General features: G+C 62.2%; 15 protein-coding genes. 8 read left to right on the top strand and 7 right to left on the bottom strand.

What is annotated here, in order from left to right:
* Positions 1 to 5 precede the first annotated feature (5 nt).
* A complete protein-coding gene (locus LH464_RS02355) occupies positions 6 to 1,019 on the bottom strand; it encodes an AAA family ATPase (RefSeq protein WP_226784753.1) in 1,014 nt (337 codons plus the stop codon).
* Between the two features lie 170 nt (positions 1,020 to 1,189).
* Here LH464_RS02355 and LH464_RS02360 point away from each other — a divergent pair, with 170 nt between their 5' ends.
* The 3 genes from LH464_RS02360 to LH464_RS02370 are packed head-to-tail and all read left to right on the top strand — an operon-like array spanning position 1,190 to position 3,701.
* The gene (locus tag LH464_RS02360; protein ID WP_226784754.1) at positions 1,190 to 1,810 is read left to right on the top strand and encodes a DUF1285 domain-containing protein; all 621 of its coding nucleotides are present in this window, start codon (positions 1,190 to 1,192) and stop codon (positions 1,808 to 1,810) included.
* Positions 1,807 to 2,442, top strand: coding sequence for a CoA pyrophosphatase (locus tag LH464_RS02365; protein ID WP_226784755.1), 636 nt, complete (start codon positions 1,807 to 1,809; stop codon positions 2,440 to 2,442). The genes LH464_RS02360 and LH464_RS02365 overlap by 4 nt, the downstream gene beginning before the upstream one ends.
* Positions 2,439 to 3,701 carry a CCA tRNA nucleotidyltransferase gene (locus LH464_RS02370; protein ID WP_226784756.1) on the top strand — a complete coding sequence of 421 codons (1,263 nt, stop codon included), beginning with the start codon at positions 2,439 to 2,441 and terminating at the stop codon, positions 3,699 to 3,701. The genes LH464_RS02365 and LH464_RS02370 overlap by 4 nt, the downstream gene beginning before the upstream one ends.
* Position 3,702: 1 nt before the next feature.
* Here the strand turns inward: LH464_RS02370 and LH464_RS02375 are convergent, their stop codons facing one another.
* The 3 genes from LH464_RS02375 to hemF all read right to left on the bottom strand — a co-directional run bounded on the left by LH464_RS02375 (position 3,703) and on the right by hemF (position 5,291).
* On the bottom strand, positions 3,703 to 3,888 hold the full coding sequence (locus tag LH464_RS02375; RefSeq protein WP_226784757.1) for a DUF1059 domain-containing protein: 186 nt from the start codon (positions 3,886 to 3,888) through the stop codon (positions 3,703 to 3,705).
* Between the two features lie 94 nt (positions 3,889 to 3,982).
* Entirely contained in the window at positions 3,983 to 4,261 is a 279-nt protein-coding gene (locus LH464_RS02380; RefSeq protein WP_226784758.1) for a hypothetical protein, read from the bottom strand.
* Between the two features lie 115 nt (positions 4,262 to 4,376).
* Complete coding sequence (gene hemF, locus LH464_RS02385) at positions 4,377 to 5,291, bottom strand: oxygen-dependent coproporphyrinogen oxidase (protein ID WP_226784759.1); 915 nt, start codon at positions 5,289 to 5,291, stop codon at positions 4,377 to 4,379.
* Positions 5,292 to 5,440: 149 nt separating this feature from the next.
* Between hemF and LH464_RS02390 the strand changes: the two genes are divergently transcribed.
* The gene (locus tag LH464_RS02390) at positions 5,441 to 5,698 is read left to right on the top strand and encodes a hypothetical protein (RefSeq protein WP_226784760.1); all 258 of its coding nucleotides are present in this window, start codon (positions 5,441 to 5,443) and stop codon (positions 5,696 to 5,698) included.
* Here LH464_RS02390 and soxR read toward each other — a convergent pair.
* Positions 5,695 to 6,174, bottom strand: coding sequence for a redox-sensitive transcriptional activator SoxR (soxR, locus tag LH464_RS02395; protein WP_226784761.1), 480 nt, complete (start codon positions 6,172 to 6,174; stop codon positions 5,695 to 5,697). The two genes, LH464_RS02390 and soxR, sit on opposite strands and share 4 nt — an antisense overlap.
* Before the next feature lie 76 nt (positions 6,175 to 6,250).
* On the opposite strand from soxR, the gene LH464_RS02400 reads away from it, so the two are divergent.
* Positions 6,251 to 6,820, top strand: coding sequence for an NADPH-dependent FMN reductase (locus LH464_RS02400; protein ID WP_226784762.1), 570 nt, complete (start codon positions 6,251 to 6,253; stop codon positions 6,818 to 6,820).
* Complete coding sequence (locus LH464_RS02405; protein WP_226784763.1) at positions 6,820 to 8,055, top strand: MFS transporter; 1,236 nt, start codon at positions 6,820 to 6,822, stop codon at positions 8,053 to 8,055. Before LH464_RS02400 ends, LH464_RS02405 begins: the two co-directional genes overlap by 1 nt.
* A 17-nt stretch (positions 8,056 to 8,072) precedes the next feature.
* Here the strand turns inward: LH464_RS02405 and LH464_RS02410 are convergent, their stop codons facing one another.
* Both LH464_RS02410 and LH464_RS02415 read right to left on the bottom strand, forming a co-directional pair.
* On the bottom strand, positions 8,073 to 9,725 hold the full coding sequence (locus LH464_RS02410; RefSeq protein WP_226784764.1) for a Na/Pi cotransporter family protein: 1,653 nt from the start codon (positions 9,723 to 9,725) through the stop codon (positions 8,073 to 8,075).
* Between the two features lie 124 nt (positions 9,726 to 9,849).
* A complete protein-coding gene (locus tag LH464_RS02415) occupies positions 9,850 to 10,311 on the bottom strand; it encodes a tRNA (cytidine(34)-2'-O)-methyltransferase (protein ID WP_226784765.1) in 462 nt (153 codons plus the stop codon).
* 388 nt (positions 10,312 to 10,699) lie between these two features.
* Here LH464_RS02415 and LH464_RS02420 point away from each other — a divergent pair, with 388 nt between their 5' ends.
* Positions 10,700 to 12,553 (top strand): ABC transporter ATP-binding protein, encoded by a 1,854-nt coding sequence (locus LH464_RS02420; RefSeq protein WP_226784766.1) that lies wholly within the window; start codon positions 10,700 to 10,702, stop codon positions 12,551 to 12,553.
* Positions 12,554 to 12,797: 244 nt separating this feature from the next.
* Positions 12,798 to 14,708 (top strand): HAMP domain-containing methyl-accepting chemotaxis protein, encoded by a 1,911-nt coding sequence (locus LH464_RS02425; protein WP_226784767.1) that lies wholly within the window; start codon positions 12,798 to 12,800, stop codon positions 14,706 to 14,708.
* Positions 14,709 to 14,785: the final 77 nt, after the last annotated feature.

A 14,785-nucleotide genomic window follows, 5' to 3' on the forward strand; every position in this document is an offset into this window, starting at 1 on the left:
TTGCTCTAGCTGCGGGCCTGCTTGACAAGCCCTGCAATGACGTCGCGAACCGACATGCCTTCGGCGCGGGCGGCAAACGTGAGCGCCATGCGATGCTGGAGCACGGGTTCCGCCAGCGCGTAGACATCGTCGAGCGACGGTGCGAGCCGGCCTTGATAGAGCGCACGGGCACGAGCAGTCAGCATGAGCGACTGCCCGGCACGGGGACCGGGGCCCCAGGCGACGTTCTTGTCTGTTGTGGCATTGCCATGGCCGGGACGGCCGGAACGGACCAGCGCGAGGATCGCGTCCACGACCTTTTCGCTGACCGGCATCTGGCGGATGAGCGCCTGGATTTCCTGCAGGCGTGCCCCGGTGATCACGCCGCGCGTCTTGGCTTCCGACGTGCCGGTGGTCTCCAGCAGGATCTGCCGTTCGGCGTCCAGTTCCGGGTACAGCACATCAACCTGCAGGAGGAAGCGGTCGAGCTGGGCTTCCGGCAACGGATAGGTGCCTTCCTGCTCCAGCGGGTTCTGCGTCGCGAGCACATGGAAGGGCGCAGGGAGGTCGTAGCGCTGGCCGGCGACGGTAATGTGATATTCCTGCATGGACTGCAGCAGCGCGGACTGGGTGCGCGGAGAGGCGCGGTTGATTTCGTCCGCCATCAGGAGCTGGGCAAAGACCGGTCCCTTGACGAAGCGGAAGGAACGCCGTCCGTTTTCGTCCTGATCCATCACTTCCGAGCCAACGATGTCGGAAGGCATAAGGTCCGGCGTGAACTGGATGCGGTTCGCGTCGAGGCCGAGAACGGAGCCGAGCGTGGTGACCAGCTTGGTCTTGGCGAGGCCCGGAACGCCGACGAGAAGAGCATGGCCACCGGACAGAAGAGCCAGCAGGGTATTCTCCACCACCCGTTCCTGGCCGAAGATCACCTTGGCGACTTCCGTGCGCACCGCGGCAATGTCGGCAAGCGCCTGCTCGGCGGCCGCGACGACGGCTTTTTCATCCAGAACGGTTTCGGTGGAATTCATCAGACCCATATCGCTCTCCCTGAGGCTTTGACGGGTATCCTGCTGCAATGTGCGAATCGTTGCGTTGCAGCAAGCAGTTCCTGTCGGACAAACTTATTACCGCAGAAGCGGCTGACAAGAACGTCCTGAATGACTATCTCGTGACACATAGATGCTTAGAGCGGAACCGGGACTGAAAGATGGCAGGCGAAACCATTCAGACAGCGACAGATGCCGCTGGACTTGCCGCACTGATCGCACGCGCATCGGAGCAGAAGGCAGGCGGCAAACCGGGCCTTCCGCCGGTCGAAAGGTGGGATCCGCCTTTCTGCGGCGATCTCGACATGGAGATCCGTGCCGACGGTACGTGGTTCTACATGGGTACGCCGATCGACCGGCAACCGCTTGTGCGATTGTTTTCGACCGTCCTGCGCAAGGACGAGGACGGCAAGACCTACCTCGTCACCCCTGTGGAAAAGGTCGGCATCCATATCCACGATGCGCCATTCCTTGCGGTCGAGATGAACGTGTCCGAACAGGACGGCGAGCAGGTGCTGACGTTCCGGACAAATGTCGGTGACGTTGTCGAGGCGGGACCCGAGCATCCGCTGCGCTTCGTGATTGCCGGCGAAAACAATGAATTGAAGCCGTATCTTCTTGTACGAGGTCGTCTTGAGGCGCTCGTGTCGCGGGCGGTGATGTACGACTTGGTGGAGCTTGGTGAGACGATCGACATCGACGGCGTCGGGATGTTCGCAATCCGCTCCGGCGGCAACGTGTTTCCGGTGATGCCGGCTTCGGAACTGGATGCGCTTGCATGAAGGTACATTCGGCCTATACCGCCAGCGACTTCAGGGAGCGCGCTCACAATCAGACTGGCAACCCCATCGCGGGAGCCTGGCGCGAGCATGGCGACCACCTGCTCAATCCGGACCTGATGCCGCTGATCGAGGGGCTGCGGCTCAAGGACGCCGCCGTGCTGGTACCGGTGATCGACGACGGAGACGAGGCCAAGGTGATATTCACCCGGCGCACCGAGACACTGCGCAAACATTCCGGCCAGATCGCCTTTCCGGGCGGCGCGATCGATCCGGAAGATGCCTCGCCAGAGGAGGCGGCAATGCGCGAAGCGGAGGAGGAGATCGGTCTTGCGCCGGTTTTCGTGGAGCCCGTGGGGCGCCTGCCGCAATATCTGGCGGCGACGGGTTTCCGCATCACGCCAGTGCTTTCCGTCGTTCATCGCGGCTTTGAACTGAAACTCAACCCGCACGAGGTGGACGATGTCTTCGAGGTGCCGCTCTCCTTTCTGATGGACCCGAACAACCACCAGAAGGGCAGCCGAGTCTGGGATGGACGGGAACGGCATTTCTACCAGTTGCCCTATGAAGAGCGGAATATCTGGGGCATTACCGCGAGCATCGTCCGCACCCTCTATGAAAGGCTCTATGCATGACCTCGGTGGCGCATGAAGCGTGGTTCCAGGATCCGTCGCTTGTACGCATCTTCTCTCTCCTCAACGCCGACGGTGGCGAGGGGCGGGTCGTCGGCGGAGCAATCCGCAATGCGCTGATGGGATTGGCGGTCGGGGATATCGATATCGCGACCACCCTGGTTCCGGAGGTGGTCGTGGAGCGGGCGAAAGCCGTCGGCATCAAGGCGGTGCCGACGGGCATAGAACACGGCACGGTGACGCTGGTTCTCGAGGGCAAGGGGTTCGAGGTGACGACGCTGCGCCGCGACGTCGAGACGGACGGACGGCGGGCTCAAGTCGCATTCGGCACCGACTGGAAGACGGATGCGGAGCGCCGCGACCTGACGATCAATGCGCTCTACGCGAACGACAAGGGCGAGGTGATCGATCTGATCGGCGGATTGGCCGACATCGAAACGCGCACCATCCGCTTTATCGGGGATGCGGAAACCAGGATCGCTGAGGATTACCTGCGCGTCCTGCGTTTCTTCCGGTTTTTCGCCTATTACGGTTCGGGGCGGCCGGATGCCGACGGATTGAGGACGTCGGCCAAGGCGAAGGACAAGCTGAAGACGCTTTCGGCGGAGCGGATCTGGAGTGAGTTGAAGAAGCTGCTCACCGCGCCCGACCCCTCCCGCGCTCTTTTGTGGATGCGCCAGACCGGCGTTCTCACGGAAATCCTGCCAGAGACGGAGAAGTGGGGCATCGACGCCATTCATGGGCTGGTGGCGACGGAACAGGCGTTGAAATGGGCACCCGACCCGCTGCTGAGGCTGGTGGCGATCATTCCCGACGATGCCACGCGCATCGAGGCGCTCTCGAAGCGCCTGCGCACATCGAATGCAGAGGCCGCAAGGCTGCAGGCCTGGGCGAACGCGCCGGTTCTCCCGGATGAAGTCACGGATGTCGGCTTCGACCGGATGCTCTACCGCCATGGAGCGCAGGGCATTGTCATGCGGACGAAACTGGCGCTTGCCTCGGCTCGTTCAGCTGCGGAAGGCGACCCCTTTGCCATGCGCAAATCGGCGCGGCTGTCCGATCTTCTGAAGCGTGGCGAACGCTACCGGAAGCCGGTATTCCCGCTGACGGGTGCGGATGTGCTCGCGGCGGGCGTTCCGGCTGGAAAGCGGGTCGGCGAATTGCTGGCATCGCTGGAGAATGTGTGGATCGAGCGGAATTTCGCTCTGGACCGGGCGGCGCTGACCGCCCGGCTCGATGACATGATTAAGGACAGCCTCTAACTCACGCGGCCGCCGCGTCGTCGCGGATGCGTGCCTTGATGTTGTCCACCATGTTCTCGCGGATAATTTCCTCGCCATGTGCCGAGCGTAGATGTTCGACTGAGCGCCGAACCACTTCCGCATCCTCGGCGGCGCGCGTATGCCAGGGGCATCCCGGAACAAGAGTTCCGCATTCGAACAGTCTCATAGCATCCTCCTTTCGTCGGGTGTCAGGGGAGGAAACCGATCAGGGCCTCGCCCGACAGGGATAACAAGGGAAGACGACAGGCGTTCCAGCCCGCCTACTCGCGCAACGCCCAGGCCTGAAAAACCGAAGCCGACTGTAGCGTGTTCTTCGGGTCTGCCTGATCCCTGGCTGTGCCAGGTGCGCCGGAACGTGCGGCAAGCTGCCGCTTCACCTGCTCGATGTAGAACTCGCGAGGCAGGCACGGATCGCTGCGCGAACGCAGTTCGTCAGCGAGATGTTCAATCATGTCGTGGGAATCAGTGAGACGGCTCCGTTCCGATCCTCGTTCGGACGGGTACTGTCGCGGCACTGGCATGCTATTCAACGCATTCATCGCGTTCTCCTCCCGGTGCAACCGAGAGAACGCTAGCACCATTGCCAGTCGTTGGATATGCCAAATGTTAGCACTGCGACATATTGCGTTATTCCTGCTGCGGAGGCGTTCTTTCCTAGGGCCAGCGCACTACGGGAGGCAGTGAGGAGAGGATGGATTCCACGTTGCCGCCGGTCTTCAGGCCGAAGATTGTTCCCCGGTCATGGAGCAGGTTGAACTCGACATACCGGCCGCGGCGGATCAGTTGTTCGTCCCGGTCCTCCTCCGTCCACGGCGTGTTGAAGTTTGTCCTCACGAGCTTGGGATAGACGAGGTTGAAGGCTCTTCCGACATCCTGAACGAAGGCGAAATCCGCCTCCCAGCCGCCCTTTTCCTCTTCGGGATGCAGCCAGTCGAAGAAGATGCCGCCGATGCCGCGGGCTTCATTGCGGTGCTTGAGGAAGAAGTATTCGTCGCACCACTGCTTGTAGCGGTCATAATCGGCGACGGCCTCATGACGTTTGCAGGTCACTTCCATGACACGGTGGAAGATCACGCTGTCCGGGTCGTCCTGCATTCGGCGCCGGTCGAGGACGGGCGTCAGGTCGGCTCCGCCGCCGAACCAATGGCTCGACGTGACGACCATGCGGGTGTTCATGTGAACGGCCGGCACGTTGGGATTGACTGGATGAGCGATCAACGAAATTCCACAGGCCCAGAAGCGCGGATCTTCCTCGGCCCCCGGGATCTGGTTGCGAAAATCAGCAGAAAATTCGCCGTGAACTGTTGACGTATGGACGCCGACCTTCTCGAAGACGCGGCCTTCCATCATCGACATGCGACCGCCGCCGCCCTTTCCTTCGTCACGTAGCCAGTCCTTGGCGACGAAGCGCCCTGCGGGCTGGTCGGAGAGGGGGCCTTCGAGCTCGTCCTCCAAGGCTTCGAAGGAGGCGCAGATCGTATCGCGCAGGCTCTCGAACCAGGCCCTGGCGCGTGCCTTCTTCTCCTCGATGTCCTCCGGCAGACCCTTGGGCAAAACTGGCCGTTCCATAAGCGTAACCTCGACAGACGATTCTTCTTTCAGAATTTCCTTTAGCAGCAACGGCTTTCGCCAGCCATGCCATTGGTAGCATGAGGCTCATTTCCGACTCGCAAAGCTTGAAAGCCCGGACTATCTTCAATCCATGAGAGGTAGATTGCATGGCAAGATTTACCCCGCCGCCACTTGACGGCTTGAAGCGACGGATAGACAGGCACCGGCTGGAAAAAGCCGGAAGATCGTCCGGCATGTTCGTGCGCGAAACCTTCTGCATGTCGCGCGACGAGGCCCGCGAGAAGGCGCGCGAGTGGTTCGAGGCTTTCCCCAAGGCAGCCTACTGGACCGAGGTGGAAAGCTGGCGCAAGCTCGACGGCGACCAGATTGAGTTCACGATGCGTCGGCTGCCGACGGCCGACTAGCTCGCTCCCTTATCTGCTTCCTCCTCCAGAATAAGCGGGCCGTGGCCGCTTTCTCCCAGAACGTCACGGGGATTGCGCAGCGGACAGTCGGTCATCGACAGGCAGCCGCAGCCGATGCAATCGGTAAGGTGATCCCGCAAGGCCGTAAGGCTGGCGATCCGCTCGTCAAGCTTGTGTTTCCACGTCTCGGACAGCATGCGCCAGTCGTGCGCCGTCAACGGCCGGTCATGAGGCAGGACGGAGAGTGCATCGCGGATTTCCGCAAGCGGGATTCCCGTCTTCTGCGCGACCTTGATGACGGCGACACGCCGAAGCACCGATCGGGGATAGCGGCGCTGGTTGCCGCGGTTGCGGAAGCTCTCGATCAACCCTTTCGTCTCGTAGAAATGCAAGGTGGAGACCGCAACGCCGCTGCGGCGGGCGATTTCTCCCACCGACAGTTCCCGCCGAATTCCCTCGTGCGTGTTTTTGTCCATGACCGTGTTGACCTCAACTATGCTTGAGGTTCTATAGCAGGCGCTTCCTTCAACGAAAACCCGGGAGCGCAAACTCATGCAGACACGATATACGTTGGCCGTCATCTACGGCAGCACCCGCGAGGGGCGCTTCTGCGATACCGTCGTCGACTGGGTGCTGACGCATCTGCCCGACATGATCGAGGCGGATATCCTGACGATCGATCCCGTGGACCTCGACGTGGAATCGCGGATGGCGCGCGCCGATGTAGAGCATCGGATCGGCCGAGACCTTGCGCGCGCCGATGCCTTTCTCGTCGTGACGCCGGAATACAATCACGGATATTCCGCCGCCCTTAAGGGATTGATCGACGCCTACCACAAGCCGTGGGCGGCAAAGCCGGTCGCCTTCGTCTGCTACGGCGGGGTCTCGGGTGGCCTGCGTGCCGTGGAGCAATTGCGCCAGGTCTTCGCCGAACTCGGGGCGGCAACCATCCGCGAGACGGTCAGCTTTGCACAGGCATGGGAGCTGTTCGACGCGCAGGGTCGACTGATGGAGCCGGAGGTGAAAGCGCGATCCTTGCGCAAGCTCGCCGTCCAGCTGACGTGGTGGGCGGCGACATTGAAGATGGGTCGTGAAACGGTCCAGATGAAGGAGGTGGCATAATGGCCTTCCGGTCTCTTCCTTCCGCCGGACCGGCGGTTATCGCTGACACCCGCCGGGCAAGAAATGCCACGCTGCTTGCCGTCAGCACGCTGACCATCATGTCGGGCGCCGCCATTGCCTCCTCCCTGCCGAGCATCGAGGCACGCTTCCAGCACGTTCAAAACGTGGAGATCCTGAGCCGCCTGGTGCTGACGCTGTCAGCGATCTTCATTGCCGGCTTCTCGCCGGTCGCCGGCTTTCTGATCGACCGCTTCGGCCGCAAGCGATTGCTGGTCGTTGCGCTGGCGATGTTCGCCATTGCCGGGTCTTCGGGGCTCTTCGCCGGGACGTTGACGGGCCTGCTCATCGGGCGCGCGGTCCTCGGCATCGCCGTCGGCGGGATCATGACGTCGGTCACGGCGCTGGTGGGCGACTATTTCACAGGCGCGGCGCGTGATCGCTACATGGGGCTGCAGCAGGCCTTCGTCGGCATCGGCGGCACGCTGTTCCTGACCGGTGGCGGGTTCCTCGCCGAAATTCACTGGCGCATGCCTTTCCTTATCTACGGCCTGGCCTTCCTGTTGCTGCCCGCTGTGCTCCTCTTTATCCGGGAACCACAGAGACGGGAGGCTGCACACAGGGCCGATGCCGATGGCCCGCGCCCGCCCGAGCGGCGGACGGTCCTCCTGCTCGGGTTGCTGCTCGCCGGGGCAATCTTCAACATGGTCGTCTTCTACATGATCCCCACGCAGTTGCCGTTCTTCCTGAAGTCGATGGGTTTTGCAGCCCCGAGTCTCGCCGGCGGCGCCATCGGTCTCGGCCAGTTAGTGGGTGTCGCCAGCGCCCTGATGTTTGCGCGGATCCGGCTGAAGCTCGGCGTCATGGGGGTCTTCGCGCTCGCCTTCGGTTCGATCGGCACGTCTTTCCTGCTGTTATCGATGGCGCAGAGCTATGGCGGCGTTCTGGTGGCTCTGGCGATCTCCGGAATCGGCATGGGAACGATCATGCCGAATTTCGCCAGCGCGGTCATGCTGCTTGCGCCACCGCACCTGCGGGGGAGCATCTCCGGGCTTCTGGTCTCCAGCATCTTCCTTGGGCAGTTCCTGTCGCCTCTGGCCTCGCAGCCGCTCATTGCAAATGGAGGCTTTGCGGCCGCCTGGGGACTGGCGGGGCTCGCCGCTCTCGTCGTCGCCTTCGCGTCGCTTGCCGTCCGCCTCGGCGCGGCATTTCTCGCTCGTCAGGGAGGCAGGCGATGAGCGCCCGGCCTTTCCGCTCAGGTACCCGGCTCCACCTGGCGCAGACGGCTCTCCCGCAGCAGGCCGCTGTCGTCAAGGATCGGATGGGCGACGGTGACGATGTGCGCGTTGATGCGCTTCAGGTCGCGCAGGATGTCGAGATGCAGCGAACTGGTCTGCAGGCTTTCCGCTCGCCCGTCTCTCAGGCGTCCGAGATGCCGCTCGGCGGAAAGCTTTTCCGCCTTGCGGACGTCGACCTTCAGCTCCATCAGGCGCAGCGCAAGGTTGAAGTCGCCGGTGACGAAGATGGTCTGCGCCGTGCGCAGGTTCTCGATGGTGAGGTCGAACAGGCTTTTCAGCTCCTGATAGCCGTCCTCGGAGAATTTGAGGTTGCCAGACACCTTCTTGCGGACCTGCTCGCACAGGCCCTTTTCGATGATGTCGCCGATATGCTCGAGGTTGATGGCGTAGCCCATGATGGCGGCGGAATGGCGCGCATTGTCGCCATCGAGGCCCTCGCGGCCGAGCTTCGAGAGGTAGATTTTGACCTCCTGCTGCAGGCGGTCCACGCGCTTTTCCAAGGCTTCGACTTCCGCAAGCGGCGCAATGTCGTTGTTCTTGAAGGCGTTCTCCGCGCGGATGAGCATGCGCTCGATCAGGTCGCCGACCCCGAGGACTTCGCGTGTGGCGTTGGCAAGCGCCACGACCGGCGTGGATAGCGCCTGTCCGTCCAGGAACCTGGGCCCGCTGTCGGGTTCTTCGACAGCAGGGATCAGCCGTTTCATGGCTTTGGAGATCACCCCGGAGAAAGGCCAGGCGAGCAGCGCCAGTGCGATGTTGAAAGCGAGATGGGCATCGACCGGCAGTTTTTCCGGAGAAAGCGGCAGCATGTCCAGCAAATCGGCGGCGAAGGCGGCAAGCGGCAGGGCTATGACGCAGCCGACGGCCCGGACTGCCAGATTGCCGGTAGTGATGCGCCGGGCGGAGGCGGGGCCAGAGAGCGTCGCGAGCACCGGCGGAATGGCGCCGCCCAGATTGGCGCCGAGGATCAGCACGATGATCAGTTCGGTGGACAATACGCCGGTGGAGGCAAGCGACAGGATGAGTACGACGACTGCAAGGCTGGACGAGGAGACCACGGCAAGGACGGCGGACAGGGCCAGCGCCACCGGCCAAGCGCCGTCCAGCAGGCGGACGAAGGCGGCCAGGGCCGGGGATTCCCGCATCGGCTCGGTTGCTGCCGACAGGAGGTGGAGCGACAGAAGCATGAGGCCGATGCCGATGAGTGCCGTGCCGCTGCCCTTGCGGGCGCTCGAACTGCCACGGTTGAGCGCCACACCGACGAGGATGAGAAGCGGCGATAGCCACTCGATACCTGTTGCGACGATCCAGGCGGTCACGGCGGTACCGACATTGGCACCGAGCAGGACGATCTGGGCCATGCGCGGGCGGATCAGGTCGCGCTCGACGAAGGAGGCGACAGTCAGGGCCGTGGCTGTCGAACTCTGCAATGCTACGGTTGCGACGAAACCGGAGACGAAAGAGCGCAGCCCGCTCTGCGTGCCCGTGGCAAGGCCAGTGCGAAGCCGCGAGCCGAACGCGCGCGTGACGCCATCCTTGACCTGCGCAAGGCCGAACAGCAGTAGGGCCACCGCGCCGAAGAGATTGATGATGACGATCGTCGATTCCATGCCGAATTCCGAACCGTTCCCGCCGGCCAAGACGGTAATTCTGTTGCCGGCTAAAGGAAATATGCCAGAACGGTGGTTAAAAATGAGGCCGTTCGCGACAGTTTTTCGTTTCGGACCGGCAGCGTCAGGTCCAGGAAGTCTGGCGGAGAGCCTCGCCGGTGATCATGGCCGCCGACATGGCGACATTGATGGACCTTTGGCCCTCGATCATCGGGATGAGAATGCGGGCGTCTGCGGCATCGTGCACGTGATCCGGTACGCCGGCGCTCTCACGTCCGAAGAGGAGCACGTCGTCCGGACGGAACGTGCAATCGACATAGGGTATGGCAGCCTTGGTGGACGCCAGGACGAGCCGCCGCCCCGTCGACTGACGCCACTCTTCGAAAGCCTGCCAGTTCACATGACGGGTGAGAGCGACGCTGGAAAGGTAGTCCATTCCGGCGCGCTTGAGATTGCGGTCGGAGATGTCAAATCCGGCGGGCTCTATGATGTGCACCTTCAGTCCAAGACAGGCCGAAAGCCGCAGGATCGTACCGGTATTTCCGGGAATATCAGGCTGATAGAGCGCGATGTGAAGGTCAGACATCGCCTGCCAATAGGCGATCTGTCGCCCGCAGTCAAAGCGGGAGCCCGTTCGCCTTTCGCCTTGATGCTGCCGCCACATTCAAGGCTGGATGCCAGGATCCACGCCTGTTGCGCCAGTTTGCACTTTTCAATTTTGCCGAACGGCGCTACAAGGCCAGCATATTCAACGCCAGCCCGAGGAGGCCTACATGGATATTCCCGTACGTACCCGCCTTCTGGCCCGGATCATGCCGCTTCCGGCCTAGGCGTATCGCGGTTTTCCGCTTCTCTTTTATCCCTGATTTCGCACGCGGCCTTCATTGGCCTTGTTTTCAGTTTTTCGCTCTCACGGTGTTGCGCGTTTTTGTTCGCGAAGTCCCGTGTAGGCACATACGTTATGGAGAATGACGATGTTTTCGTGGTTCGAGCGCCGCGTCGATCCTTATCCGCAGGAACTGCCGGGTCCGCCGCCTAAAGGATTGTTTGCCTTCTGCTGGCACTATACCCGGCCGACAGCGCCGTGGTTGCTGCTGCTCGGCATCTGCTCGATGGTCATCGCCGTTGCGGAAGTCTTCCTCTACCAGTTCCTCGGAAATATCGTCGACTGGCTTTCCAACGCGGAGCCGGCAACGTTCCTGGAGCAGGAGGGCGGCAGGCTTTACTGGATGGCTGCTGTGCTGCTTGTGGTGCTGCCGCTTGCCGGTGCGATCCACACGATGACGATGCACCAGGTTCTGGCTGGCAATTTCCCGATGATCGCCCGCTGGCAGATGCACCGCTTCCTGCTGCGCCATTCGATGACCTTCTTTGCGAACGAGTTCGCCGGCCGCGTCTCGACCAAGGTGATGCAGACGTCACTCGCGATCCGCGAGGCGGTGCTGAAGATCATCGACGTTTTCGTCTATGCGATAAGCTTCTTCGTCTCGATGCTGGCGCTGGTTCTGGTGGTCGACTGGCGGCTGGTTCTGCCGCTCGTCTTCTGGCTCGTCGTCTACTGCATCATCCTGCGGTACTTCGTCCCGAAGCTGAAGAAGCTTTCGAGCGAGCAGGCGGATGCCCGGTCGATGATGACCGGCCGGATCGTCGACAGCTACACGAATATCGGCACGGTGAAGCTGTTCTCCCATGCGGGGCGCGAGGAGACGTACGCGCGGGAGGGCATGGATGCCTTTCTCGGCACGGTGCACCGCCAGATGCGCCAGATCTCGCTTCTCAACATCTGCGTCGACATCAACAACGCCGTGACAATCTTCATCGTTTCCGCGGCCAGCATTGCATTCTGGCTGAACGGTGACGTTTCCGTCGGCTCCGTCGCGATCGCGATCGGGCTTTCCATGCGCATCAACGGCATGTCGCAGTGGATCATGTGGGAAGTCTCGGCGCTCTTCGAAGCGATCGGCACCGTCTATGATGGCATGTCCATGATGACCCAGCCGCACGACGTGACAGACAAGTCGGGCGCGCCTGAGCTGCAGGCCAAGAAGGGGCATATCCACTACGATCACGTTCGTTTCCACTATGGCAAGAACAAGGGCGTGATCGAGGACCTGACGCTGAACATCGCCGCTGGCGAGAAGATCGGCCTTGTTGGCCGGTCCGGTGCCGGCAAGACGACGCTGATGAACCTGCTGCTGCGGTTCTACGACCTCGAAGCGGGCCGTATCACCATCGACGGTCAGGACATATCGCAGGTGTCGCAGGAAAGCCTGCGGTCGCTGATCGGTGTCGTGACGCAGGATACCTCGCTGCTGCACCGGTCGATCCGCGACAACATCGCCTACGGCAAGCCGGATGCGACGGACGCGGAGATCACTCTGGCGGCGAAGCGGGCCAATGCCTGGGAGTTCATCCAGGGCCTTACGGACATGCAGGGGCGGGCCGGTCTCGACGCCCATGTCGGCGAACGCGGCGTGAAGCTCTCCGGCGGCCAGCGGCAACGGATCGCGATCGCGCGTGTGTTCCTCAAGGATGCGCCGATCCTGGTCCTCGACGAGGCGACGTCAGCGCTCGACTCAGAGGTGGAATCGGCGATCCAGGAGAACCTGTTCGCTCTCATGGAAGGGAAGACGGTGATCGCGATCGCACATCGGCTGTCGACATTGACCGAGATGGACAGGCTGATCGTCCTCGACAGGGGCCTTATCGTCGAGATGGGGACGCATCAGGAGCTGGCGGCATCCACCGGCATCTACGCCGATCTGTGGAGCCGTCAGTCGGGCGGGTTCCTGGGCAACCAGGACGCCGAAGAGGTTGCGGCGGAATAGCGCAGCAGCACTGTCCAGATGCGAAAACCTCCGCAGTAACGCTGCGGAGGTTTTTCTTATGATGTCACCGCAAGGGGCGGGTATCCCGGTAAAGTGCACGCAACAAGCCTGTTCGGGATGCCGATCTGTTGTTCAGATGGGGCGAAAGCTGGCTACGGGATAGTAATTCATTCTTTATCCGAGACTGCGACGAGCATGGCGGGTGCGCTTCACTTCCCGCCACTTCCGTTTCGGATTAGAAATAATGAATATAAAAATCAAAGTCCTTCTTCCGGCCCTTTTCGGCCTTGCCGTTCTTTTGGCCGTTCTTCAGGGTGGGCTCGGCATGCGTTCCGTGGCCGAGCTCGAGACGCAGGTCGAGACGATCGGAGGCCGCATGGAGCAGTCGATGATGATCGCCAACATGGACCGGCTGTTCATGGATGTTCGCCGTCTGTATCTGATGGCGCTCTCGGCTGGCTCGGTCGCCGACAAGAAGGCGTCGCTGGAACAGCTGCAAACCGCCGGAAACGCTCGGCTCGAGGCGTTCCGGGCCTTTGGTTCGACGGCATTGCATGCGAAGGCGAGGGAGAGGTTCGACACTCTGGAAAAGATTATCGCCGAGTATGATGCGCTCGGAGCGGAGTTCGTTGAGCTGATCGGTGCCTCGAACCTCTACAGTGCACGCGTCGTCATTGCCAAGATGATCCCGGTGGCGGCAGAAGCAGGCGCTGTACTACAGGAGATGATCGACGGTAACAGACAGGCGAGCGTCGAAGACCGCAAGATTGCCGCAGGTGCCGTTCAATCCGCCTTCGTCTGGACAATCGTCGGCGTGGCGACTGCGGCTACGGTCGCAGTCGCGGCCGCGTTCGTCAGCTATCTGCGCGTGACCCGTCCCATCGGCGATATCACCACGGCGATGAATACGCTCGCCGCCGGTCAAAACCAACTCGCCATTCCGCATGACGGTCGCCGCGACGAGATCGGTGAGATGGCTGCCGCCGTCGCCGTTTTCCGTGACAACGCATTGGCGCGCGAGCGGCTGGAACAGCGGACCGAGGCGAACCGCTCGTTGAGCGAGAACGAACGAATTGCCCGCGAGGAGCAGAAGGCGCGCGAAGCGGCTGACATATCGTTTGCCGTCGATGGGATTGCCCGTGGACTCAAGGGCCTTTCCGATGGTGACATGACCTTGCGGCTGGAGCAGCCTTTCGCAGGCCAGCTCGACCAGTTGCGGGTCAATTTCAATGAATCGGTCGGCAAGCTTCAGGCAGTGCTGCGTTCGGTCGGTGAGAATGCGCGGATGATTGATGCCGGGGCGAACGAGATCCGTTCGGCGTCCGACGATCTTTCCAAGCGCACCGAACAGCAGGCCGCTGCCGTCGAAGAGACCGCCGCAGCCCTGGAACAGGTGGCGACGGCCGTCAAGGATTCCTCGATGCGCGCCGACGAGGCGGGGCAACTGGTCGACCACACGCGCACCGGCGCCGAGCGCTCGGGCGAGATCGTCCGGCAGGCTGTCTCCGCCATGGAGGCGATCGAGAAGTCGTCCGGCGAGATCTCCAACATCATCGGCGTCATCGACGAGATCGCCTTCCAGACCAACCTGCTTGCACTGAATGCGGGTGTCGAGGCGGCACGGGCGGGCGAGGCCGGCAAGGGCTTTGCTGTCGTCGCACAGGAAGTCCGCGAGCTTGCACAGCGTTCGGCCAATGCCGCCCGCGAGATCAAGGCACTCATTTCGACGTCCGGCAAGACGGTACGCGACGGTGTCGATCTGGTCGGCCAGACCGGCCAGGCGCTGGAAGCGATCGTCTCCGACGTTCAGCAGATCAACAGGAATGTTGCCTCGATCGTGGTGTCGTCCCGCGAGCAGTCGACCGGTCTCAATGAGATCAGCTCGTCCGTGAACCAGATGGACCAGAGCACGCAGCAGAATGCGGCCATGGTCGAGCAAACGACAGCGGCAAGCCATAGTCTTGCCACCCAGGCGGCAGCGCTCAACGAACTGCTGTCGCAGTTCACGCTGGGCGGACAGCAGGTGGACATCCGTCCGGCGACCCAGGCTTCGCGTCCGGTCAACTCGCCGGCGCGGGCGATGGGCGCCCGGATTGCCTCCGCCTTTGGCGGTTCATCTGCCGCAGCCGCTGAGCCGTCCTGGCCGGAATTCTGATCGCGACGCGTGATGCCCCGGCCTCGACGGGATATTGATCGGCAGCTTCGGCTGCCGATTCCTGTTGCGGAATACGG

This window comes from Pseudorhizobium xiangyangii (genome assembly GCF_020531965.1).
Lineage (GTDB): Bacteria > Pseudomonadota > Alphaproteobacteria > Rhizobiales > Rhizobiaceae > Neorhizobium > Neorhizobium xiangyangii.

Excerpts from the sequence above, each read along its gene's own strand:
- LH464_RS02355 (WP_226784753.1), bottom strand. The coding sequence starts at position 1,019 with ATGGGTCTGATGAATTCCACCGAAACCGTTCTGGATGAAAAAGCCGTC.
- LH464_RS02360 (WP_226784754.1), top strand. The coding sequence starts at position 1,190 with ATGGCAGGCGAAACCATTCAGACAGCGACAGATGCCGCTGGACTTGCC.
- LH464_RS02365 (WP_226784755.1), top strand. The coding sequence starts at position 1,807 with ATGAAGGTACATTCGGCCTATACCGCCAGCGACTTCAGGGAGCGCGCT.
- LH464_RS02370 (WP_226784756.1), top strand. The coding sequence starts at position 2,439 with ATGACCTCGGTGGCGCATGAAGCGTGGTTCCAGGATCCGTCGCTTGTA.
- LH464_RS02375 (WP_226784757.1), bottom strand. The coding sequence starts at position 3,888 with ATGAGACTGTTCGAATGCGGAACTCTTGTTCCGGGATGCCCCTGGCAT.
- LH464_RS02380 (WP_226784758.1), bottom strand. The coding sequence starts at position 4,261 with ATGAATGCGTTGAATAGCATGCCAGTGCCGCGACAGTACCCGTCCGAA.
- hemF (WP_226784759.1), bottom strand. The coding sequence starts at position 5,291 with ATGGAACGGCCAGTTTTGCCCAAGGGTCTGCCGGAGGACATCGAGGAG.
- LH464_RS02390 (WP_226784760.1), top strand. The coding sequence starts at position 5,441 with ATGGCAAGATTTACCCCGCCGCCACTTGACGGCTTGAAGCGACGGATA.
- soxR (WP_226784761.1), bottom strand. The coding sequence starts at position 6,174 with ATGGACAAAAACACGCACGAGGGAATTCGGCGGGAACTGTCGGTGGGA.
- LH464_RS02400 (WP_226784762.1), top strand. The coding sequence starts at position 6,251 with ATGCAGACACGATATACGTTGGCCGTCATCTACGGCAGCACCCGCGAG.
- LH464_RS02405 (WP_226784763.1), top strand. The coding sequence starts at position 6,820 with ATGGCCTTCCGGTCTCTTCCTTCCGCCGGACCGGCGGTTATCGCTGAC.
- LH464_RS02410 (WP_226784764.1), bottom strand. The coding sequence starts at position 9,725 with ATGGAATCGACGATCGTCATCATCAATCTCTTCGGCGCGGTGGCCCTA.
- LH464_RS02415 (WP_226784765.1), bottom strand. The coding sequence starts at position 10,311 with ATGTCTGACCTTCACATCGCGCTCTATCAGCCTGATATTCCCGGAAAT.
- LH464_RS02420 (WP_226784766.1), top strand. The coding sequence starts at position 10,700 with ATGTTTTCGTGGTTCGAGCGCCGCGTCGATCCTTATCCGCAGGAACTG.
- LH464_RS02425 (WP_226784767.1), top strand. The coding sequence starts at position 12,798 with ATGAATATAAAAATCAAAGTCCTTCTTCCGGCCCTTTTCGGCCTTGCC.